Source organism: Brevibacillus brevis (genome assembly GCF_022026395.1).
Classification (GTDB): Bacteria; Bacillota; Bacilli; order Brevibacillales; family Brevibacillaceae; genus Brevibacillus.
Map to the genome: position 1 here is coordinate 955,040 of NZ_CP041767.1, position 20,818 is coordinate 975,857.

Sequence of the window (20,818 nt, forward strand, 5' to 3'; positions counted from 1 at the left end):
TGGCCTAGAATCCGGTAACCTCCCCATGGGCACTTGTATATGGTAATAAAGAAACACCAGAAGGGGAGGAGTTTCCATGCAGTCTGATTCTGAAAAAAACCTGTATCAGGCTGACATTCAATTTGTCAGCCTGTTAAAGGATATGCGAGAAAATGTGCACAACATCTGCAAGGAGCACGTGGAGAAAAAAGTGCGCATCGAAGCGATTGACGGGCAAGTGTTTGAAGGCGTCATTGTCGATTATGATGATCAGAACGTATACGTAGAAGTTGTGGACCAGGATGCGGAGGAAGAAGAAGTTTTCGATGAGTATGATTATGAGAACTATGATGGCTACAATCCTTATCAAGTAATGGAAGTGGCCAATCGGCAGCCGTACGGAGGATGGGGGCAATATCCTGATTATTACTTTCAGTATGTGAGCTATAATCCGTATGCAGGTTATCCTCCCTATGGCGATCTCAGTCCTTATGGAGGCAATCCATACTATCCGCAGGTAAGTCCTTACGGTGATGGGTACAATCCATACGGTCAGGTCAGCCCTTTCGGCAGTTCCAACAACTCACGGGTTAGCCCGTATAGCAGCAGCAATCGTCCCGCCCCCCAAGTCAGCCCGTATAGCAGCAGTAATCGCCCCGCTCCCCAAGTCAGTCCGTATAGCGAGCAAAATCCGCAGGTAAGTCCTTACGGGCAAAATCTATCGCCATTCCCACCATTCCCGCCGTATCCGCCATTTTTTTGTCCGCCACCACCACCCCCACCGCCATATGTTTTGCCAAGAGTTCAAGGGAGAAGACGTAAAAGATGCCGGAACGGACGTAAAATCATTCCATTGGCGCTCTTTACACTCCTGACAATTGTCTTGATTTAATGGTGGGGAACTTACAAGCCTCTCAAGGCCATCACGGCTTAGGAGGCTTGCTGCTTTTTGTAGACGTGAGAGTACAACTTCGCCTTTTGTCACACACTACGAACAAAACGGTGGACGTTTCTCACAAAATAAATAAAGGCAGGGATTGACGATGCAACACATAAACAGCAATTTGCCAGGCACGCGGGCGACATTCGGTTATTTTCGTGAAGCGCTTCAACCGCATTTTACATTATCCAACTGGGATTATGAGCAAGGGTACTTCGACCGGGCGCTGGATGACAAAAACACGGTCTTTTTGCGCTTACCTGTAAAAGTATTGCAAGGCGAGCTTGATAGCCCAGATGCATGGTTGGAAATCGGGCGGCCGTTTGTGATCCGACATGTGTACCAGACTGGGGTAGAGGAAGATATCGGCTACACGGAGGCGCTCGCTTCGGGCTTGATGAATCAGTTTCAAGAGCCGGTAGACAAGGACGCACAGATTGATTCGAGATGGATTCGAAAAGCAGAAGCGGTTGTCAAAGAGCTGGAGAATCGCCTCGCGTGAGACAGGCCGTTGATAGGCCTGTTTTTTTCTTGTTTATGGCAGGGAAAATATAGGTGGCTAAAGAATGGTAGCACATGGAAAAAGCGAGGTGGAAATATGGCCTGGTACCATACAGTGGCGAAATGGTATTGGAAAATCCGCAAGCCTCTCACCTTGGGTGTTCGTGTCATTGTAACGGATAAAGAAAAGGGAGTTTTGTTAATTCGACATACGTATGTCCATGGCTGGTATTTGCCGGGAGGGGGAGTGGAGCGAGGAGAGTCGTTTGGGGATGCTGCTCGCAGAGAGCTGTGGGAGGAGTGCGGAATACGAGCGGACGGACTTACCCTCTGCCATCTTTTTTACAGTGAGCGGGAAGGGAAACGAGATCATATTGCCTTGTATCATGTCGACCTTACAACTGGCCAAGAATTGCATAAGGATGACAAAGAAGTAGCGGAAATGCGCTTTTTCGCTTGGGATGAGCTTCCTCGGGAAATATCACCAGCTACGAAGAGGCGTTTATCTCAATTTCGCAACCAGTCTTTTCAGAGTGACCGCTGGTGACAAGTGGGATTTTATGCAAGTCGATTTTTCCTATGGTATAGTGAAGACAAACAACAGAGCGTACATGACCGCTTGTAAGGATAAGTGAGGGCAGACCAGCATGAAGATTGCGACTGTACTGCGAAATGACGATTATACACGAGAAGTAGAACAAGCATTAAAAGAAAAGCTGCATGCAGCAAACAGCCCGTTTACTTTTGTGAAGGGACCCGGTGAGCAACCGGATATGGTGTTGTCCATCGGGGGAGACGGGACACTTTTGGAAGCCGTCCATCAATACGGGATCGAGCCGTCTTATGTGGGCATTCATACGGGACATCTCGGCTTCTATGCGGACTGGCGTCCCGAGGAGCTGGACGAATTCGTTGAGCGTTTGATACACGAAGAGCCTCTGATCGCGGAATACCCGACTGTCCAATGCAGGATCAGTACAAGAGATGGAAAGCAGTACGAAAAGTGGGCGTTGAATGAAATGGTTTTGCGTAACGCGAATTTGTCTACCTTGGTGACATGCGTCTATATAAATGGCGATGAGCTGGAGACGTTTCGCGGTGACGGCTTGATCGTTTCGTCACCATCAGGAAGTACAGCCTACAACAAGGCGGTGGATGGAGCGATTGTCCATCCGTCCATTGAGGCGATTCAGTTGTCCGAGATTGCTTCGATCAATAACCAAGCGTATCGGACGATCAACAGCTCGCTCGTATTGCCGAAGCATCATGAAGTAGAGCTGATCGTCATGAATCCCGAGATTATGATCGGCTTGGATCGCGAGCAGGCAGTGTGGAAAGATGTGTGTTCCATTCGTTGCAGAGTGGGACCCGACAAAGTGAAATTCGCTCGCTACAAGCGACTGACGTTTTGGGGGCGGGTTCGCAATTCGTTTATATCCGGATAGGAAAGCGTTGGGGAGGGGAACCGAATGAAAAAAGTAGGAACATTACAGACCATTTTCCGTCATCCTGTCAAAGGAATGCGAGGGGAAGAGCTTGCATCAAGTACGGTCGATGAATTTGGCTTGTATGGAGACCGTGCCTATTATTTTTGGGACAATACTCGTCAAGGCAAGTATCTCAGTGCGGATGTTGTGCCCGCTCTTATCGGATATCATGCCAGCATGAGCGAAGGGACAGGAAAAGAAGCGTACCCGCCGATTCGGATTGAAGCCCGGGATGGCAGTGTACATACGTGGGATGATGCTTTATTTGCCCATGTCGCGGAGACGGTGAAGCGCTCCATTACGCCTATGATTAGTAGTCCGCAAAAAGGCGGCGTGAACTGGGAAGACCACATTCTGCTGGTCACGGATGCATCTCTCAGAGAGATCGCGCGGCAGATTGGGGCAGAACAGGTAGATCCACGACGCTTTCGAGGGAATTTGGTCGTTGTCCTGGAGGATGATGAGCCGTTTGCTGAAGACAAATGGCTGGGCAAACAGATCAAAATCAATGATGTGACCTTGCAAGTCAACAAGCACTGCGAGCGCTGTGTGTATGTCAATATCGATCCAGAAACCTTGGCGATGACTCCTGCCGTATTGAAGGCATGCGTCAAGCGTCATAATAATCACTTTGGCGTTTATGCTTCGGTTGTCAAGACGGGCAGCGTGTCACAAGGCGATGACGTTTTTTTAGTGGAGATTGGGAGTGACGGGGAATGATTGTTAGCCCTTTGGAAAAGGTTCGCAGCTACGTACAACGTTATGATTCGAGTATCGAGCCGATTTTGTTTGAACAGCCGTTGCCTACGTCCGAAGTGGCTGCACAGGCATTAGGTGTCGAGATCGGCCAAATTGCAAAGTCGATCTTGTTTCGGGTGGATGAGCAGTTCGCCTTGTTCGTGGCAGCAGGCGATGTACGCGTCCATCCCAAGCAAGTGAAGGCAGCGTTTGGACAAGGAAAGCCAAAGATGGCTACGCCGGAAGAAGTAGAAAAAATGACAGGTTTCCGTGTCGGAGCGGTTTGTCCATTTGCTTTGCAGGAAGAAGTGCCTGTCTATGTGGATCGGTCCTTGAAACGCTTTTCTGTGGTTTATACGGCGGCTGGTATCGCAGAATCACTTTTGCCAGTCTCTTATGAGGCCTTGTTGGAAATGACAGGGGCAAAGGAAATCGATGCGGCTTCTGCTGAAGGGAGCGCATCATGAAAAAAATTGCAGTCTCCATCGCAGCAGTAGCCATTGTCGTAGTCGCTGGTCTTGCCATCCTCGGAATGTCTAACCAAACGACTGCAATTGAAAACAGCATCTCCCATTCTGCTTCCTCGTTTAAAGAGATGTCAACAGACACGTACCTGAGTCATTACAACAAAATCAAAGAAGATTTAGCTGTGAAAGGAATTCATACCCTTCCTTTTCAGCTTGAGCTAGACAAGCAGACGAATTACTACCGCTTTTATTATCCAAAACAAGAAAACGTGGCAAGTGAAAAAGCAATATGGGTTAGCGTCATGCTGAGCGGTGATCAAAAAACAATAGACGGTATCATGTATGAAGGGGTTTTTGACGTTCATACAGTGAAGGCGATGATCCAAGCTATTGGACTTGCCTGGACTCCGGAGCTGGATCAGTTCATTGCGGTTACGAACATTGCAAAAACGCCAAAAGAAATGGTTGCTTCCGATGTGAAAGTAACGATTGAAGGAACGCCAGCACAGATAAAAGTAATGGTTGACCCTGTGAAGTTAGAAGCTCCCAAAAAATTATAATGCTGAAAAGGAAAAAGTGGTTGGCAGAGGTTATGGCTGCGCAACCACTTTTCGTTTTTTGTTGTCGTTTAGTTGGAAGGAGAGGACTCGCGGTTCTGAACGATTTGGAATAGCTTTACGTAAAGAACGGCACTCAAAAGGGAGCAGAACAGGATAAACCCAAAAACGCCAATCGGTATGATCCACTCCGAAAGAATGACGGTCACGGGAGCGAGGAAGCGGCCAAGTGAGTACTGCAGGTTAGCCGCACCCATGTACTGTCCGCGTGCATGTTCTGGTGCGTATTTGCTGACGAAGCTCTGCTCAACCGGAGTTCTCATCACTTCCCCTACGGTAAAGACGACCACGCATCCGAACAACAGCCAGGCATTCGTCGTGAATCCTACCAAAAACATGCCCATGCCAAATAGCAGGGAGGACAAGAGGAAGACATTCCGGTCGCTCCAGTTCTCAAACCATTTGGTAACAGGCAAAGCGCACAGAACAAAAAGAAGGCCGCTTATTCCCAGCATCCATCCGAAAATCTCCGTACTGCTAAGCGAGAGTGACCAGGCATTCCACGAAAACAGCGTCTGTGCTGGGACGAATTCTTTTACATAGACTGCCAAAAATAGATCGAGCTGCACGATTGCGATCGTAATCAGCATGCCTGCGAAAATATAGATCGCAAAAGCTTTGTCGCGTAGAATGACGGCATAGCTCTGCCATTGCTCCTTCATAACGGAAGGGAAATGGATAGAGGCGACAGAGCTTTTTACGGACTGTGGCAGTGTCTCTCTCACATTGAACCAGATTGCAATCGAATACAAAAAAGTGACAAGCGCACAAGTCCATAGCAGCTCACTTCGGTATTGAAAGAAAAAGATAGCACCCAGAGCGGGTCCCAAAACAGCGCCAATGTTCATGGCTGTAACAAAGGTAGCGAAGACTCTCCGTCTGTCTTTTTCGGAGGTGAGATCAGCGACCATGGCAGAACTCGCCGGGCTGTATAGCGCTTTACCAAGCCCGATTCCTATAAACGCAAGATAATCGATCCAAGAAGAGAGGGAGAAGGCAAACAGCACAAACATGCCTGCCTGCAAAAACGCTCCTGACAGCATGACATATCGACGACCAAATCGATCAGCCAAATAGCCGCCAAAAAGATTGCCGATCGTACTCATAATCGGTGGTACTGCCATGAGTAACCCGGCAACATTTTTGCCAAAGGTATCACTAAAGTGGAGGGTGAGGAAGGGAAAGTACATCCAAAACAATAAGTTGAAAAGCGTCTCGCCGATCAATCTGGTCTTTAGATTCAGATCCCATGACAGCCATTGCACAGCAGGGCTACCTCCTGTTTTTGATTCCCTGGCCAGGTATACCTACTTTAGTGCAAATTTTCAAAAAGATATAGACTTATAATCATCCGTCGGTTACACTAATATCATAAGGGCTAAGGGATTAGACCCTGGCTTAAGATGTGCCACTTTTAGGGATTCGCTTCTTACAAAAACAAATAAGCCGACACTTCCTTGTGGAAAGGGGTGTCGGCTTTTCGTATGTTGTTACTTGACCATCCATTGATAAAAATGAACATCGTGCCATTCTCCGAACTTGAATCCCACCTCTTGAAACTTCCCTGCCAATGTAAAACCGAATTTCTCGTGCAGCTTCACGCTGGCGTCATTGCCGCCTACGATTCCGCTCACGATCGTATGGTATTCGAGTTGTCTGGCGCGCTCCAGAATCGCACTCATCAAGGCAGTGCCGATACCTTTCCCGCTTTTATCGGGGGCGATATAAATAGACAGTTCCGTTGATTTTTGATAGGCGGGCTTCTCGCGGAAAACGGACAGACTGCAATATCCGATCACTTTCCCTTCGGATTCGGCGAGGATGATCGGATGTCTGCCACCGTGTTTGTGAAACCACACTTCGCGCTGGGCCAAGGTCTGTGGCTCCAAGTCAAAGGTAGCAACCAGATTTTCCACCGCGTAGTTGTAAATAGCGAGCATAGCGGGCAGGTCACTCAGAACTGCGTCTCGGATCTGTAGCATGATATTCTCTCCTCAAGTTGGTTGGTAGGACTTGTTAAACGATTCGCATTAATTCTAGCGTACGGCTTCGTAAACCTGCCGCAGGTGTGTATAGCCTTGGGATTGTGCTTTAATCAAATACTTCGCCCAGAGTGTACCAGCGGCAACAGCGTCACAGTAAGCGTGATGCCTGCGTGAGATCGGGATGTCATGGGCCACACAGAGGGCGTCCAGCGAGCCGTTGCCAATCGGATTGCTCAACAATCGGATGAGCAGCATCGTATCCAGCATGCGATGGGTAAATGGACGCCTGCTCGTTTTCCAAAGCCCAGATCGCAAAAATTCACGCTCATGGCGAGAGTGATGGGCAACGAGCGGACGATCTCCAACGAATTGAAAAAAACGGGACAAAGCCTCTACTAGCTCGGGAGCATCGGCAACCATATCATCGGTAATCCCAGTGAGAGAGCGGATGTGTGGAGGAATCGCCCGTCCTGGATTGACCAACGTATAAAAAGAATCACCGAGGAGGAGGTGTTCTCCTCTCATGGCGACTGCTCCCATCGATATAATCGCGTCTCCGTGGTCGGGATAAAAACCGGTCGTTTCCAGATCGACGACAACAACCTCCAGATCGTGTAGAGGAATATCGGCACTGGAATCGACTGGTTTATTCGCTTTGGAGATGGAGCGCAGATAGGCGATGTGTTGCTTATCATCTGCAATACCCGGAACATCGCGGTTCATATGCCAAATGCGACCGAATAAGTCCCATTTTGCCACGCAATCTCCTCCTATCCCCCAAAAACGGAGGGGAGCTTTTCGGTCATTTTTTGCAGGCGGATCGCCAGCTTCATCGACTGTCGCACCATCGCTTGGGTGTCAGGAGAAAGCTCCCCTAGTTTGATATAGCTATTGCTTGTGTATTGCCCATCTTCCCAATGGAGGGGGGCGATCAGTCGCAAACCTTGAATTTGCCGGAAGTATGCGGCTACCTCGTCACAAAAGCTTTTGCTCCAGACGCCTTTTTCGCCGAGTAGATCCAAGCGTTCCAAGGTAGAACTGGCAAAGATTCCATGCGCCAAGGCAAAATGCCGTACGCAATTCACCAGTGGCAAATAAATGCCATACTTCACATTGATGGCACCGCGGAATCGTCCATGGACCTCAGGTAAAACTCTGCCAAAGATTCCGAGCGGCACCCGATAATGCAACGTATTGCTCACCAGTCGATTCAGCAAGAAGACATTCCCTGCAAGCAATTGACGGAAACGATCATGGACGGGAGTAAAAATGGCCGATTCCCCGCATAAGACACGCACATCACTTGCGAGCAGTAAATAACGGGCGTTCTCCCATATGGGGTGAGAGACCCATCTGTCTATTTGGTCCAGCCATTGCTCGGTGCTACCTCGCCATTTTGGTGAGAGGCAAGTCACATTCCCTTGGCAGGGAGGATAACCAGCCACTTCCAAGCCTGCAACGATCGTCGCCCCCAGTAATTGAAAGTAGCCATGTATCTTCTCTTTTTCCTGTTCGCCCAGATGATTTGGCATTTGATAGACGAGACCGTTATCTTGATCGCTGATGAGTGCTTGCTCTGATCGACCGCCACTGCCGAATTGCAGAAAGGCAAAGGGGACGGGAGGGGTACCCAAGCCTCTTTTGGCAAGGTCGTTCACAGCGAGGAGCACCCCTTGTCGGATGAGATTGTCGTGAATCAGATTGACGACGATGGAAAAGGGGGCTAATTCCCCTGCGCGATTTAATGGACGCAACACAGAAGGGTCCAAAAATTCTCGTCGCAATAAGGCAAGCTCGTCAAAGGAGTCAACATTCCGTATTTTTTCCACTTGTTCAGGTGAGAGAGTGAGAGGTGCTGCTTTGGGTAGCTGCAGCCGGTCGTACGCGTTCAGGCTGGAGCAGTTCGGGATAGCCGTATCCCCCGTGTTCGCTAAGGTCAAGACCAACCACCTCTTCCTCTTCAGTGACTCGCAGGCCAATGGTTACTTTTAATACATACAAAATGATGAAGGCTACCACGAAGACGTAGAGCGCGGAGCCAGCCAACCCCAACGCCTGAACCCCTAACTGATGCAGGCCACCGCCATAAAACAGCCCAGGACCGCCTACGCCGACCTTTTCAGCAAGCTCTGGGGTAGCGAATAAGCCCGTGGACAACGTTCCCCATATACCAGCCACCCCATGCACGGAAAAAGCGAAGACAGGATCATCAATCCCCATGCGGTCAAACCAAATGGATGTATAAAATGTGAGAATACCTGACACAGCGCCAATCACGACAGCTGCCCACGGATCGACAAAGGCACAAGATGCTGTAATCGCGACGAGAGCAGCGAGGACGCCGTTGAGCATGCTTGGAATATCTGCTTTTCCCATGACGATCCAGGAGATAGCAAGAGCGGCGACAGCACCCGCTGCGGTAGCGAGATTGGTAGTGACGGCAATATAGCCGAAAAATCCAGATGTGCTGCCTAATGTAGAGCCGGCGTTGAACCCGAACCAACCGATCCAAAGAAACAGGACACCTAAGACAGAGTAGACTTGGTTGTGACCAGGAATCAGATTGGAACTGCCGTCGCGATTGTATTTTCCAATACGGGGCTTCAAAAGGATAGTGGCGACGAGTGCGACGATGGCCCCTTGGAGATGGACAACCGTAGAACCAGCGAAGTCTTGCATCCCGAGCTGCGCCAACCAACCGCCGCCCCATACCCAGTGACCGACGACAGGATAGATGAGGACAGTAAACAGTACGCTGAAAATAAAATAAATGGATAGCTTGGCGCGTTCAGCAAAACCGCCCCAGGCGATCGCGAGTGAAACGGCTGCAAAAGCGAGCTGAAAGAGGAAGAGGATCGAGATAGGGACAGTTGCAGCGGAAAAAGCGGAGAAAGCTTCTTTTTGCATGCCGTCAAAAAAGAATCCGGAAAGTCCGATGAAAGAGTTCCCGTCTCCAAACGTCAGACCAAAGCCAAAGGCCCAGAAGGCAATCGAGCAGATGCCGAAGGTTAGGACTGTTTTTCCTGCGACGTGACCAGCGTTTTTCATGCGAGTAGAACCAGCTTCCAGCAGGGCGAATCCAACCTGCATGAGAATGACCAGAATAGCAGAGACCATGACCCATGTGGCGTCAATGGCAGACGAGAGACTTGCGACAGTAGGTTCCATCCATCCACCTCTTTTCCGTGTCATATAACCTGACACTATTTTTATTTATGTCAGATTATATGACATGAAAAAATCGGTTGCAATTGTTTTTTTGCAAATAATGAGAAAACACCAATCCTTCCGTCTTAAACGGAGGAGGATTGGTGTTGTTCGGCTGGTGCTCGTTTTTCAATCAGGAGGCCTGCGAAGCTCATGGCAGCGAGGAATAGTCCACTGACGAGGAAAAGCTGCTCGACGGGCCATTTGCCCAGCCAGATGGCACCGAGGCTGCTGGACAATGTGCAAAAGAAGGTGAACATCAGCATGTTGATCGCAAAAATTTTGCCTGTGCTGCTGCTGGATGCTTTGATTTGAATAGCAGTCACGGTCGGGATACCAATGAGCGGCCCCCCGATCCCTGCCACGGCTGCTCCGAGGAAGGCAACCCAGTGAACGGTGCCTCCTGTCGTTAGCAACAGGAATCCGACTGCCTGAAACACCCATCCAACCAAAATCACAAATAAATACCGGGTGTAGAACGAGCGAGCCATGTACAGGCTTCCCAGCAAGTTCCCGATGCCGTAGAAGCCCAACAAGACAGCTAATGTACTTCCGTTACCTTGCTGCATGCGTTCTGCCATAAACGGAAAGCCCACCGTGTAAGTAACCTGCCAGACGAGAAAGCCCATATTGCTAAAAAGAAGAATCAAGAACAAAGCGCGATTTTGTTTAAGCTCCCGTAAACCTGAGGCAATATCCCGGGCGTACTGACTGGGTGTCATTTTCGTAGTAGATCCTTGTTGTTGATCAGTCAACGAAATACGAATGGCATAAAGGAACAAGACGGAAATCAAATAGCTGCCTGCATTCACAAAAAACAAAGTAGACAGCGGCATGATCGAAGCGACCAGTCCAATCGACATAGGCGCAATAATCCGAATCGTTCGGAAAGTCGTATCCAAAATGGCATTTGCTCGCCCTAGCTGCTCTTGGGGAACCGCTGATTTGAGTGCAACGGTTCGTGCTGGCTGAAACAGACTGGAGAACAAACCCAACAAGAATTGGGCTGCCAGAAAAAAAGCAAACTCTTCCACACCTATGTAGACCATGATGCCTACCGTGATCGCGACTAGAATTCGCGCAACATCTGCACCCACCATAAGCATGCGTGGGCTGTACCGGTCAGCCATGACCCCGCCGACGAGGTAAAACATGAGACCCGCCACCATTTCCGGGATTGCGAGCAGGCTCAACACCGTACCCGATTTGGTTGCTTGGAGCAAATACCAGAGTAAAGCGAAGCTGTAGCAATGATCTCCGATGCTTGCGGTCATTTGTGCAAGCCAGAGCTTGAGGAACGAACTATTTTTCCATAAAGATGGGGATGAATCCACGTTGACCCTCTCCGTCCTGCTGACTTCGATAAAATGAATTTGACCATAGCGTAGCAAGGCGAAGAGGGAATGTAAAGGACTCATGCTTGTGCGGTTACATTTAATTTACCAGTCCTCCAAACAAAGAGAAAATAAGCGATAAGAAACGTGAATGAGGCGAAGGTGCTGACCCCCGCGAAACCAAAATTAGAATACAAACTGCCTGCGAAAGAAGAGGCAATGAATGTCCCTATGTACATGCAAGCGTTGGCCAAGCTCGATATGGTACCGCGCGAGGTGTCGGACAATGATTGCAAGTAACCCATCAGAACAGGCACGAGTACACCGCCAAAGCAGTACATGAAGAAGAGGACAACCTGCAAAAAGCCGACTCCCGGTATGTAAGGCAAAACAAGATAGAGTAGGGCGCTGCCCAGAAACCCAACGGTCAAAATCGTACTTCTCTTCCAACGCTCGAGTAACCAACCGCTGAGTAAGCTGCCAACGGTGTTGCCAAGCCCGATAACTAAAGTGATCAAGCCAATTTCGGTAACGGATTGCTGATATTGATCGGAAAGCCATACACCATAGAATGAAAAGACTGCATAGACACCCGTCATGAAAACGAAATAGCCGATAAAGCTGCGTGAAGCTTGTGGCAGTCGCAACAGATCCTTGTAACGTGCAAAAATAGCCACTCGGGCGTTGTTTGTTCCAAGCCCGGCTATGGAGGTAGGCGGCAATAAATCAGGAAGTTTTCGGATAATGAGTACAAAAGCTCCGAGAGAAGTAATTCCTACAGCCAAAAAAGGGAACGACCAATGATAAGCTGACAGAAAACTGCCTATAGGGACACCGATCACTTGGGAAACGGAAAGACCAGCCATGACAACTCCCATTGCTTTTCCGATACGTGCAGGGGGAAACAAAACAGGAATGGCAGCCCACACTTGAGGTCCGATAAAGGCAGAACAGATCCCGGCAAGGAAGCGAAAGAAAAGCATCGCGGTGAAGCTAGGTGCAAAGGCACATGCAATTGTGGAAAGTGCAAATCCAAGCATACCGACTGCCATCACATGTTTCCTATTTCGATTATCAGATAGCGGACCAGCGACTAAAGCGGCCAAAGCAAATCCGAGAGCATAAGTTCCGATCAGCCAGGCTGCCTGGCTCGTGGATACGTGATATAACTCTCGCAAGGTTGGCAGCAGTGGGCTAATGATAAATGTGTTCGTGCCAATCAAAAACATGGTGAAGAAAAAGATCATCAAAAATAGGCGCTCCATTATGAAAACTCTCCTCTTTGTTTTATAATCCTATAGTTAAATAACTTTTGAACTACCGGGCAAAAAAAGGATACCAATCACAAGGTATCTAAAAAGCCAGGCAGTATATGATCAAATGTCTCTTTATAGATGCGCATGTACCGTGTTTGCCCCTCCTTTCTGACTTTGATCAGTCCTGCCTCTCGAAGTGTCTTGAAATGATAGGAGGCATTGGACTTGGAAGTATCGCAGGTCAAGCCCACTTCTGTACAACTCAGCTCGTTGCCGGAATGATATAAGGCTTTTAAAATGGCTAGCCTTGTCTCATCTGCCAACGCTTTAAAAATTTTGATTCGCTTTTCGGTTAGTTCAAGTTGTTCAATATTCATAAAACTATCTTACTAAGGAAACTCTATTCAGGCAACCATTTCATTTTTTTATTTTTGATTCTTCCTATTTTCGTTGTTGTATTGATGCTGATGGGAAGATCCTTGGTTGTTTTCTGTATGCGTATCATCCGCAACCGTACTGCTGGTCAGCCCTGCTACAGCTAATCCTTTTTGATTCAGGTTTTTGGCGCTTTTGAATTTGGACATATTACTACCCCCTGTTTGTTAATGGATGCTTCCTTAAGATGCGTTGTTTCGAAGGGGAGTAGTCATCCTCATTTTCCTAGATGGCAGTTGAGGTATACTAAATAAAAATGGTGCGCCAGGGAGGATGGGAGCGGATGGCAGGGTGTGTCATGATCGTGGAGGGGAAGACAGACAAGGAACGCTTGCTTCGAGTGCTGGCTGAGCCTGTTACGATTCTTTGTACATACGGTTCCTACAGTTTGGAAAAAGGAGAGAAATTGCTTGCTCAAACGGAAGCAGCAGATGCAGATGAGGTATACCTATTTACGGATGAAGATGACAGTGGGAAAAAATTGCGAACGCATTTAAGTGAAGATTTTCCTGATGCGATCCATCTGCATACGCCGAAAATATACAGAGAGGTTGCCGACACGCCTCTTTCGGTACTGGCAGAAATTTTGGAGCGAGCAGGCTTTGCGGTTATTGTGCCTCATCCTGATCTTGGAGAGCGGTAAGGGGATAAAACACCGTTTCATCGGCTATAACAGTAGTAAATGGAATGGTGGAGGTGCGAGGCAATTGCGTAGTTTGATGACGTTTTTTAATCGAATGAACATTATGCTGTGGCTGGTAGGTATCTTTGCTGCTCATGCTGCGCTTTATCTGGTGCTGGGAACGGCAACGTGGCTGGCTACCTCGCTTTTGGCAACGGCGTTCTACGGCGTAATTTTATTGGTAGGCAAATTAATTGCCAGCCGTTATCCAGACAAGGAAGAAAGCAGATGAAAGCCGGCGAGCAAGCAGCCGGCTTTTTTCACACTACCAGCCCAAGAGCTGCATGAGTAAAATGAACCCACCCAATACCCAGACGTAGATAGCGAAGCCCTTCATCGACCCTGTACTGATGATCGTAAGCATCCAGCGAATGGCTACATATCCAGCTAGTCCGGCAAACATGGTGCCCACGAGCATCGGGATCAATAAAGCTGTTTCAAGCGGTGTTTCTACGAGCTTGGCTGTTTGCAAGACACAAGCACCCAGAATCGCAGGCAAGGATATTAAAAACGAAAAACGTGCAGCGTCCGCACGGTCGATTCCGCGCAGGAGAGCACCGGCAATTGTTAGTCCTGAGCGGGAAATAGCAGGCAGGATGGCAGCACCTTGCAGTGTCCCGATGATGAGGGCGTCCGTGTAGTTGATTTCCTCAAATTTTCGATTGCCACGGCGCATGGACTCCACCGCCCAGAGGATGGCGCCTGTCGCAAGAAATTCCCACCCAATCGTAATGCCTGTCTGGGAGATTTCTTCAAAATAATCTTCAAAGGAAAGTCCGATCACAGCCGTAGGGATGGTGCCTACGACCAATAGCTTTGTCAGTTTGCTCATCGGATTCATAATAATATAACGAACCTGTGGCCAAAAGACGATAACAACAGCAATCAGCGTACCGAAATGGAGCATCGTGTCAAATAAAAGTCCGACCTCCTGCATACCAAACACTTTGCGAAACAGGACGAGATGACCCGTGCTGGATATCGGTAAAAATTCAGTCAAGCCTTGTACAATGCCGAGAAAAATATGTTCAAGCAACAACAGCATAGGCAAGAGTCACTCCAGTCTTGAAAAAGTAGGGCCAAGCCAGTCTTACTGTCATATGTATGTTCGTGAATGGAAGACTTGCCTATTTCGTTGGGCATCGTTATTTTGTTAGAAAAAAGTTGTGGTATTTTCTCGTGGGGGATGGGTATATTTAGTGTGCACAAAGGTAGAGAGCGAGGAAAAAATACATATGTACAAAAGACAACAGCGTGAAAAACGTGAAAAGCGTGAGCCCCAAATCATTCAGAACGGCAATTTGGCGGCAGGAATGACGCTTACCATGACGGTAGCGCGTAAAACGGAAATCGGCTATTTTTTAAGCGATGGCAAAGATGAAGTGTTTCTCCATGCCAATGAAGCGCATGAGCGTTTACATATCGATGATGAGGTCGAAGTGTTTTTGTACCATGATCACGAAAACCGACTGGCTGCGACCATGGACATGCCTCATGTCGGCATGGGTGAATACGGCTGGCTGGAAGTAGTGGACATTTCTCCGCGCATGGGTGTATTCCTGGACAACGGCATTAACAAGGATCTGCTCTTGTTCATCGATGATCTGCCCAAGCATAGCGATGAATGGCCGCGCCCCAAGGATCAAATGCTGGTAGCGCTGAAGCAAGACAAGCTCGGCAGACTCTTGGCAAAGCCGGTCACTGAAAACGAAATCGTCAAGATCGCAGCAATGGCAGATGAGAGTATGAAAAACAAGTCTGTCGAAGGCACGGTCTACAAAGTGATTCAAGCAGGTGCATTCCTGTTGACGGAGGACGAGCATATCCTTTTCATTCATCGTGATGAAATGGTAGGGCGTCTGCGCCTCGGACAAACTGTGCGCTGCCGCGTCAGCTTTGTGCGTGAGGATGGCCGTCTGAACGGTTCCATGAAAGAGCGCAAGGAAGTACAGTATGGCGAAGATGCGGACAAGCTGCTGCGCTATATGATCAATCGTGACGGAGCGATGCCTTATACCGATTCGACAGACGCAGATGTCATCCGAGAAAAATTCCAAATGAGTAAATCCAGCTTCAAGCGGGCACTCGGCAAGCTGATGAAGGAACGCCGCGTGGAGCAAGTAGATGGCTGGACCAAAATCATTCGAAGTGAACAAGAAGAATAAATGAAGAAAACCCTCCTGGGCAAAAGCTTCCTGACAACAGGAAACGAACGCTTGGGAGGGTTTTTTGTTTGTTTCTTACAGTGTCGTTTGTACAGAGTGCTTTTGCTTCCGGGCTTTGTAATACGACAGGGCAAATACGAGTGTGATCAAAATAAAGCCGGCGATATCCGTTTCAATTCCGGGGATGACCGCGAGCACGCCACCAGCAATGGCCAGGATTCGCTCCAATACGTTTAGCTTGGACATCCAGTATCCGATCAATCCTGCGCCTACTCCGATCATCCCAAGTATAGATGTCAGCATGACCCAGATTGATTCCAGCAAGGTGGTATTAATCAGCAGCAAGGCTGGCGAGATGACGAAAATATAGGGAGCCATAAAAGCGGCGATCGATAGCCGCGTTGATTCTACGCCTGTCTGGATTGGCTTTGACTTGGCAATGCCTGAAGCAGCGAAGGCAGCAAGCGCAACTGGTGGCGTGATGTCTGCGACAATTCCGAAGTAGAAGGTAAACATGTGAGCCGCGATAGCAGGAACGCCCAATTGAATGAGCGCTGGAGCCGCGATGGTCGAAGTGATAATGTAGTTCGCCGTTGTTGGCGTTCCCATTCCCAAAATAAGCGATGCGATCATAGTAAAGAACAACGTAAGCAAAAGCTGGCCGCCAGCCAGATCAATCAGACCATTTGCCAGCTTCAACCCAATCCCTGTCAACGTAATCGTACCGACAATGATTCCGGCACACGCAGTTGCAGCGACGACGCCGAGAGCCATTCTGGCACCAGAGGCAAGCGCTGCAAAAATATCAGCAATAGACATGCGGGTTTCTTTTCGGAAGGCTCCTACGACAATCGTAGAGACGATACCGATAATCGCTGCCCGCTCGGCGGAGATGTTCATCATCAAGGCTGTAATAATGATCACGATGGGGAGGAGCAAGTACATTTTTTTCAAAACTTCTTTTTTGTTCGGCAGTTCTTCCTTCGAGAGTCCGCGCAATCCGAGTCGCTTCGCTTCAAAGTGTGTCATAATCCAGATTCCTACGAAAAATAATATCGCTGGAAGGATTGCTGATTTGGCGATCTCCAAGTAAGGAACGCCGATGAACTCCGCCATCAAAAAGGCAGCAGCTCCCATTACCGGAGGCATGATTTGTCCCCCGGTAGAGGATGAGGCTTCCACCGCCGCGGCAAATTCGGAGCGATAGCCGAGCCGCTTCATCATCGGGATGGTAAAGGCGCCGGAGGTAACGACATTGGCCACAGAGCTGCCGCTAATCGTCCCTTGCAGGGCGCTGGAAAAAACGGCTACCTTCGCAGGACCGCCGATTCGTCTGCCTGCAATGACTAGTGACAAATCGTTAAAATACTCACCGACGCCTGTTTTTTCGAGAAACGCACCAAACAGTACAAACAAAAAGATAAAGGTAGAGGAAACGGCGAGTGGCGTACCAAGAATCCCCTCTAGTGTGTAGTAGCTGTGTCCGATAATCCGCTCGACATCATTGCCGCGATGCTCCAAAAAGCCGGGCATATAAGGTCCGAGGTAGGTGTATAAAAGAAAAATAGTGGCGATGAGAGCGATTGGAATTCCGACGACTCGTCGTGCAGCCTCAAGGACAAGCACGACAGCAATACCGCCGACCACCATATCCAATGTTGTATAGTTGCCTGTTCGGGTCACGAGTCCTTCGTAGTCAATGACCCAATACAATGATACGAAGACTCCAAGCAGGGCGAGAATCATGTTCACGATTCCGATTTTGTGATTGTTCCCTTTGGATGTCCCCGCATATAACAGATAGACAAGTGCTAGCCCGAAAGCCAAGTGGATCGGGCGGTGAATCTGGGGAGGCAATGTAAAGAAAAGTGTGCTGGATAACTGGTACAGGGAGAAGAGGACAAGTAGACCAAAAGAGATCCACTTCATGGGACCCGCGAGCTGGCGTGTGGCTGATTCTTTGTCGTATTGCGCGATCAGCTTATCCATCTCTTGCTGGTTCATATTCGATGCTGTACTCATCTAGTAACCTCCTAACTCGCTCAAAATGGATCGCTTTTCTGCCTGAATCGTGATGGCTTCTCCCGGCTTGTCGATCAAACTCAACGGAATATCCTGTCCAGCGAAAAGCAACGTATGATTAGCCCGTACTTGCCCGATAAATAGCCGTAGGGCAGGAAAAGAACGCTGCATATTGCGAATGTGGAATCGTCCATCGGCCAGAACCAGCTCCTCGCCAGGAGCCAATTCATTTTCCATGCCGATACCGTAGTCGTGAAAGCTCATCTCTGACAAAATAATTTGATTGTCTACAATCCGGTATTGCTCCTCAATTGTGGAGCGATGAATGGAATGAGTCCAGCGGATGCCAAAGACTGCTTCATCCTGTATGTTGGCACTCCAAACTACTTGATTTGACTGTGTATCCCGAATAACCAAAGCGGGAAACAGCGGAGTGGAGATGCCTACATAAATGACAAGGACGAGAAGTAGGAAGGAGAAAAGGCGGAACAACGTCCGCCCTCTTCCCTTTGTTACTGCCTGGATAAAAACCATCTGGCTTTACTTCACGCCTTTTTCGTCGAAGTACTTTTGGGCACCCGGGTGAACAGGGATGCTGACGCCGTTCTTCACGTTCTCCAGCTTGATTTCCTTGGCTTTGGCGTGACCGAGCTTGTCGCTGTTCTCAAAGATTGCCTTTGTTACTTTGTACACGAGGTCGTTACTGAGATCGGAGCGAATCAAAAGCATCGATTTGACGGAGACAGTTGTCACTTCTTCTGGAACGGTTTGATACGTATTGGCAGGCACGGTTGTTTTCACGTAGTAAGGGTATTTGGCGATGATTGCATCGATTTTGTCCGCGTCTATTGGAATGATTTTAACACCAGTTGTCGCTGCCAGCTCCGTGATTGCTGCGGTAGGCGTACCAGCGGTTTGGAAGGCAGCATCTAATTGTCCGTCCTGAATGGCTTTGGCGGAGTCAGCAAAGGAGAGGCGCTGGAGCTTGGTATCTTCAAAGGTCATCCCGTATGCTTCCAAAATTTGCTGGGCGTTCACTTCCGTACCGCTTCCGGGAGCTCCAACAGATACGCGCTTATCTTTCAAATCGGCAACACTTTTAATATTGCTGTCAGCAGAGACCACGATTTGGATGGTCTCATCGTAGAGAGCGCCCAATGCCTGGAAGGAATCAATTTTACCGTCTTGCTGGAACATGTTCGTTCCTTTTGACGCATACTCGGCAATGTCGTTTTGTGTAAAGGCGATGTCCGCCTTTTTATCGCGAAGGAGGCGAATGTTTTCTGCTGAAGCGCCTGTGGCTTGTGCTGTAGCAGTAATCCCAGCGTTTTTCGTAATATGGTCAGCCATGCCGCCGCCGAGTGGGAAATAAGTGCCTCCTGTACCGCCTGTTGCAATAATTAATTGGGAGGGATCGGCGCTTCCTCCTGAGTTGGAGCTGCCTCCACCTGCACCTCCTTGTGCAGAGTTCCCGCCACCTCCACATGCTGTCATGAGCGACATGGACAGAAGCAGTGTGAGCGAGAGAAGAAAATGACGCTTATTCAAGATAATTCCCCCTAGTCTAAATGTTCTGTTTATATGGCTTTCTACGGCATTGTAAGGGGAGGTCTATAAAAAACTACAAAAATCTATAGAAAAATATAGTAAACTAGGAAATAAACGTTGACGAATTTTTTGAACAACTTCTTATGAGGAAGTGCGGGCAACATTTTATGAGAGAAACCATTTCAATCCTGCTGCTTATGCTCATTGCTGTCCCGATTGCCGGAGAGCTCAAATTTCACCCGTTTCAAGATGATTTCCGCATCAGTTTTGGTACAACGGCTTTTTTCTTTTTTTTATTGTGGCTGCGTCCTTCTTTTTTAGCAGGGATAGTAACGGGATTAATTGTTGTTCTATTTCGAATAGTCTTGGATTTTGTGTATGGAGATGTCTTTGCGTTTCTGCCTTCTCTTCAGATGCACTTCCCCGCATTTTGCTATTATGCTACCTTTGCTTGTCTATTCTCGCTCTTTCGCGTTAATATGCTACATCATCGACCGCTTTGGGTGGGACTGTTGGGGACAGTCGCAGAAATAGCAGCGAATCTGGTAGAGCTGTCCTTCCGTGCAGTGTCCTGGGAGGGAGTCTTTCAGTTGGAGGTCGTAGGACCGATTGCCGTCATTGCGTTGATACGCAGTTTTTTTGTACTTGGTTTTTTCAATATAATTCAGCTGCGTCAGGCGAAATGGATGGAAAAGCAACAGCGTAATCGAAATGAGCAGATGTTGATACTCATTTCCAATTTGTACGAGGAATCTGTTCTTCTAAAAAAGACATTGCATCAGGTTGAGGAAATCACGCGCAACTGCTATGAGCTGTATCGCGAAATGAACGAGGTTGAACAAAAGAATGGGATGGGTAAACGATACGCAAAGCGGTTGCTGTCCCTTGCCGGACAAGTACATGAAGTGAAAAAGGACAATCAACGGATATATGCAGGCCTCTCCAAGCTGATTTCTGACGAGAATGATCGAGACTACATGCCACTTGGCGAATTGATAGGGATCATTGTTCAGGGGCAACGAAAGTACGCAAGAATGTTGGAAAAGGACATTCAGTTTGAAACAAATCTGGAGGTGCCGTATCTCGCTTGCCACATTTACACGACACTCTCACTCATCAACAATCTGGTCGGCAACAGTGTCGAAGCCATTCGTGACCGGGGGATGGTATCGATCGTGGCTACGATTGACGAGAGTCGGGAGTGGATTCATTTTCGTGTAACCGATGATGGGCCAGGCATTGTGGTGAAGGACAAGGAGCTCTTGTTCATGCCTGGATTCACGACCAAATACGACGTATCAGGCAGACCATCCACGGGGATCGGACTTTCATACGTAAAGGAAGTGACAGACAGCCTTCAAGGAATGATTGATTTATCCGAGGACTCTTACGGACAAACGACACAATTTTGCATTCGCCTGCCAATCGCAAGTCTGATTCAGAAAGGGTGACCTC

24 protein-coding genes are annotated in these 20,818 nt (G+C 48.5%); 11 read left to right on the plus strand and 13 right to left on the minus strand.

Annotated features, from left to right (window positions below; all coding sequences use genetic code 11):
- Positions 1 to 76 precede the first annotated feature (76 nt).
- The 7 genes from FO446_RS04835 to FO446_RS04865 all read left to right on the plus strand — a co-directional run bounded on the left by FO446_RS04835 (position 77) and on the right by FO446_RS04865 (position 4,672).
- Positions 77 to 871, plus strand: a complete 795-nt coding sequence (locus tag FO446_RS04835) for an LSm family protein (RefSeq protein ID WP_173611273.1) — start codon at positions 77 to 79, stop codon at positions 869 to 871.
- 151 nt (positions 872 to 1,022) lie between these two features.
- Positions 1,023 to 1,421, plus strand: coding sequence for a YugN-like family protein (locus FO446_RS04840; protein WP_173611274.1), 399 nt, complete (start codon positions 1,023 to 1,025; stop codon positions 1,419 to 1,421).
- A 96-nt stretch (positions 1,422 to 1,517) separates the two neighbouring features.
- Complete coding sequence (locus FO446_RS04845; RefSeq protein WP_173611275.1) at positions 1,518 to 1,967, plus strand: NUDIX domain-containing protein; 450 nt, start codon at positions 1,518 to 1,520, stop codon at positions 1,965 to 1,967.
- 100 nt (positions 1,968 to 2,067) lie between these two features.
- On the plus strand, positions 2,068 to 2,865 hold the full coding sequence (locus FO446_RS04850; protein ID WP_173611276.1) for an NAD kinase: 798 nt from the start codon (positions 2,068 to 2,070) through the stop codon (positions 2,863 to 2,865).
- A 24-nt stretch (positions 2,866 to 2,889) separates the two neighbouring features.
- A complete protein-coding gene (locus FO446_RS04855) occupies positions 2,890 to 3,627 on the plus strand; it encodes an MOSC domain-containing protein (RefSeq protein WP_221868797.1) in 738 nt (245 codons plus the stop codon).
- A complete protein-coding gene (locus FO446_RS04860; RefSeq protein ID WP_173611278.1) occupies positions 3,624 to 4,112 on the plus strand; it encodes a YbaK/EbsC family protein in 489 nt (162 codons plus the stop codon). The genes FO446_RS04855 and FO446_RS04860 overlap by 4 nt, the downstream gene beginning before the upstream one ends.
- Positions 4,109 to 4,672, plus strand: a complete 564-nt coding sequence (locus FO446_RS04865) for a hypothetical protein (protein ID WP_237900024.1) — start codon at positions 4,109 to 4,111, stop codon at positions 4,670 to 4,672. The genes FO446_RS04860 and FO446_RS04865 overlap by 4 nt, the downstream gene beginning before the upstream one ends.
- Before the next feature lie 68 nt (positions 4,673 to 4,740).
- On the opposite strand, the gene FO446_RS04870 is transcribed toward FO446_RS04865, so the two are convergent.
- The 9 genes from FO446_RS04870 to FO446_RS04910 form a co-directional block, all read right to left on the minus strand.
- Positions 4,741 to 5,994 (minus strand): MDR family MFS transporter, encoded by a 1,254-nt coding sequence (locus FO446_RS04870; RefSeq protein ID WP_173611280.1) that lies wholly within the window; start codon positions 5,992 to 5,994, stop codon positions 4,741 to 4,743.
- A 225-nt stretch (positions 5,995 to 6,219) separates the two neighbouring features.
- Complete coding sequence (locus FO446_RS04875) at positions 6,220 to 6,711, minus strand: GNAT family N-acetyltransferase (protein ID WP_237900025.1); 492 nt, start codon at positions 6,709 to 6,711, stop codon at positions 6,220 to 6,222.
- A 54-nt stretch (positions 6,712 to 6,765) separates the two neighbouring features.
- Entirely contained in the window at positions 6,766 to 7,473 is a 708-nt protein-coding gene (locus FO446_RS04880) for an exonuclease domain-containing protein (protein WP_221868794.1), read from the minus strand.
- Positions 7,474 to 7,484: 11 nt separating this feature from the next.
- Positions 7,485 to 8,498 (minus strand): DUF294 nucleotidyltransferase-like domain-containing protein, encoded by a 1,014-nt coding sequence (locus FO446_RS04885; RefSeq protein WP_330873252.1) that lies wholly within the window; start codon positions 8,496 to 8,498, stop codon positions 7,485 to 7,487.
- Between the two features lie 49 nt (positions 8,499 to 8,547).
- On the minus strand, positions 8,548 to 9,882 hold the full coding sequence (locus tag FO446_RS04890; protein WP_173611283.1) for an ammonium transporter: 1,335 nt from the start codon (positions 9,880 to 9,882) through the stop codon (positions 8,548 to 8,550).
- Between the two features lie 125 nt (positions 9,883 to 10,007).
- A complete protein-coding gene (locus FO446_RS04895; RefSeq protein WP_173611284.1) occupies positions 10,008 to 11,255 on the minus strand; it encodes an MFS transporter in 1,248 nt (415 codons plus the stop codon).
- 80 nt (positions 11,256 to 11,335) lie between these two features.
- Positions 11,336 to 12,520, minus strand: coding sequence for an MFS transporter (locus FO446_RS04900; protein ID WP_173611285.1), 1,185 nt, complete (start codon positions 12,518 to 12,520; stop codon positions 11,336 to 11,338).
- 77 nt (positions 12,521 to 12,597) lie between these two features.
- On the minus strand, positions 12,598 to 12,888 hold the full coding sequence (locus FO446_RS04905; RefSeq protein ID WP_173611286.1) for an ArsR/SmtB family transcription factor: 291 nt from the start codon (positions 12,886 to 12,888) through the stop codon (positions 12,598 to 12,600).
- 48 nt (positions 12,889 to 12,936) lie between these two features.
- The gene (locus tag FO446_RS04910; RefSeq protein WP_173611287.1) at positions 12,937 to 13,095 is read right to left on the minus strand and encodes a hypothetical protein; all 159 of its coding nucleotides are present in this window, start codon (positions 13,093 to 13,095) and stop codon (positions 12,937 to 12,939) included.
- A 134-nt stretch (positions 13,096 to 13,229) separates the two neighbouring features.
- On the opposite strand from FO446_RS04910, the gene FO446_RS04915 reads away from it, so the two are divergent.
- Together FO446_RS04915 and FO446_RS04920 are read left to right on the plus strand one after the other, a co-directional pair.
- Positions 13,230 to 13,589: a toprim domain-containing protein gene (locus tag FO446_RS04915; protein WP_237900026.1), complete on the plus strand. Its 360-nt coding sequence runs from the start codon at positions 13,230 to 13,232 to the stop codon at positions 13,587 to 13,589.
- A gap of 64 nt (positions 13,590 to 13,653) precedes the next feature.
- A complete protein-coding gene (locus FO446_RS04920) occupies positions 13,654 to 13,860 on the plus strand; it encodes a hypothetical protein (protein ID WP_173611289.1) in 207 nt (68 codons plus the stop codon).
- Between the two features lie 33 nt (positions 13,861 to 13,893).
- Here FO446_RS04920 and FO446_RS04925 read toward each other — a convergent pair whose 3' ends face one another.
- On the minus strand, positions 13,894 to 14,673 hold the full coding sequence (locus FO446_RS04925; protein WP_221868792.1) for an undecaprenyl-diphosphate phosphatase: 780 nt from the start codon (positions 14,671 to 14,673) through the stop codon (positions 13,894 to 13,896).
- A 190-nt stretch (positions 14,674 to 14,863) separates the two neighbouring features.
- Here FO446_RS04925 and FO446_RS04930 point away from each other — a divergent pair, with 190 nt between their 5' ends.
- Positions 14,864 to 15,793 carry a CvfB family protein gene (locus tag FO446_RS04930; protein ID WP_221868791.1) on the plus strand — a complete coding sequence of 310 codons (930 nt, stop codon included), beginning with the start codon at positions 14,864 to 14,866 and terminating at the stop codon, positions 15,791 to 15,793.
- Positions 15,794 to 15,868: 75 nt separating this feature from the next.
- Here FO446_RS04930 and FO446_RS04935 read toward each other — a convergent pair whose 3' ends face one another.
- From FO446_RS04935 to FO446_RS04945, 3 genes are read right to left on the minus strand one after another with little or no spacing between them, the layout of a single operon-like run.
- Positions 15,869 to 17,815, minus strand: coding sequence for a TRAP transporter permease (locus tag FO446_RS04935; protein ID WP_237900028.1), 1,947 nt, complete (start codon positions 17,813 to 17,815; stop codon positions 15,869 to 15,871).
- The gene (locus tag FO446_RS04940) at positions 17,816 to 18,349 is read right to left on the minus strand and encodes a DUF1850 domain-containing protein (protein ID WP_173611293.1); all 534 of its coding nucleotides are present in this window, start codon (positions 18,347 to 18,349) and stop codon (positions 17,816 to 17,818) included.
- Between the two features lie 6 nt (positions 18,350 to 18,355).
- Positions 18,356 to 19,363: a TAXI family TRAP transporter solute-binding subunit gene (locus tag FO446_RS04945; RefSeq protein WP_237900029.1), complete on the minus strand. Its 1,008-nt coding sequence runs from the start codon at positions 19,361 to 19,363 to the stop codon at positions 18,356 to 18,358.
- A 167-nt stretch (positions 19,364 to 19,530) separates the two neighbouring features.
- On the opposite strand from FO446_RS04945, the gene FO446_RS04950 reads away from it, so the two are divergent.
- A complete protein-coding gene (locus FO446_RS04950) occupies positions 19,531 to 20,814 on the plus strand; it encodes a sensor histidine kinase (RefSeq protein ID WP_221868789.1) in 1,284 nt (427 codons plus the stop codon).
- Positions 20,815 to 20,818: the final 4 nt, after the last annotated feature.

Bases quoted from the DNA above. Each gene is read 5' to 3' on its own strand.
- FO446_RS04925 (WP_221868792.1), bottom strand. From the start codon at position 14,673: ATGCTGTTGTTGCTTGAACATATTTTTCTCGGCATTGTACAAGGCTTG.
- FO446_RS04930 (WP_221868791.1), top strand. From the start codon at position 14,864: ATGTACAAAAGACAACAGCGTGAAAAACGTGAAAAGCGTGAGCCCCAA.
- FO446_RS04860 (WP_173611278.1), top strand. From the start codon at position 3,624: ATGATTGTTAGCCCTTTGGAAAAGGTTCGCAGCTACGTACAACGTTAT.
- FO446_RS04940 (WP_173611293.1), bottom strand. From the start codon at position 18,349: ATGGTTTTTATCCAGGCAGTAACAAAGGGAAGAGGGCGGACGTTGTTC.
- FO446_RS04840 (WP_173611274.1), top strand. From the start codon at position 1,023: ATGCAACACATAAACAGCAATTTGCCAGGCACGCGGGCGACATTCGGT.
- FO446_RS04910 (WP_173611287.1), bottom strand. From the start codon at position 13,095: ATGTCCAAATTCAAAAGCGCCAAAAACCTGAATCAAAAAGGATTAGCT.
- FO446_RS04935 (WP_237900028.1), bottom strand. From the start codon at position 17,815: ATGAGTACAGCATCGAATATGAACCAGCAAGAGATGGATAAGCTGATC.
- FO446_RS04950 (WP_221868789.1), top strand. From the start codon at position 19,531: ATGAGAGAAACCATTTCAATCCTGCTGCTTATGCTCATTGCTGTCCCG.
- FO446_RS04855 (WP_221868797.1), top strand. From the start codon at position 2,890: ATGAAAAAAGTAGGAACATTACAGACCATTTTCCGTCATCCTGTCAAA.
- FO446_RS04890 (WP_173611283.1), bottom strand. From the start codon at position 9,882: ATGGAACCTACTGTCGCAAGTCTCTCGTCTGCCATTGACGCCACATGG.
- FO446_RS04865 (WP_237900024.1), top strand. From the start codon at position 4,109: ATGAAAAAAATTGCAGTCTCCATCGCAGCAGTAGCCATTGTCGTAGTC.
- FO446_RS04915 (WP_237900026.1), top strand. From the start codon at position 13,230: ATGGCAGGGTGTGTCATGATCGTGGAGGGGAAGACAGACAAGGAACGC.
- FO446_RS04905 (WP_173611286.1), bottom strand. From the start codon at position 12,888: ATGAATATTGAACAACTTGAACTAACCGAAAAGCGAATCAAAATTTTT.
- FO446_RS04835 (WP_173611273.1), top strand. From the start codon at position 77: ATGCAGTCTGATTCTGAAAAAAACCTGTATCAGGCTGACATTCAATTT.
- FO446_RS04875 (WP_237900025.1), bottom strand. From the start codon at position 6,711: ATGCTACAGATCCGAGACGCAGTTCTGAGTGACCTGCCCGCTATGCTC.
- FO446_RS04845 (WP_173611275.1), top strand. From the start codon at position 1,518: ATGGCCTGGTACCATACAGTGGCGAAATGGTATTGGAAAATCCGCAAG.
- FO446_RS04900 (WP_173611285.1), bottom strand. From the start codon at position 12,520: ATGGAGCGCCTATTTTTGATGATCTTTTTCTTCACCATGTTTTTGATT.
- FO446_RS04850 (WP_173611276.1), top strand. From the start codon at position 2,068: ATGAAGATTGCGACTGTACTGCGAAATGACGATTATACACGAGAAGTA.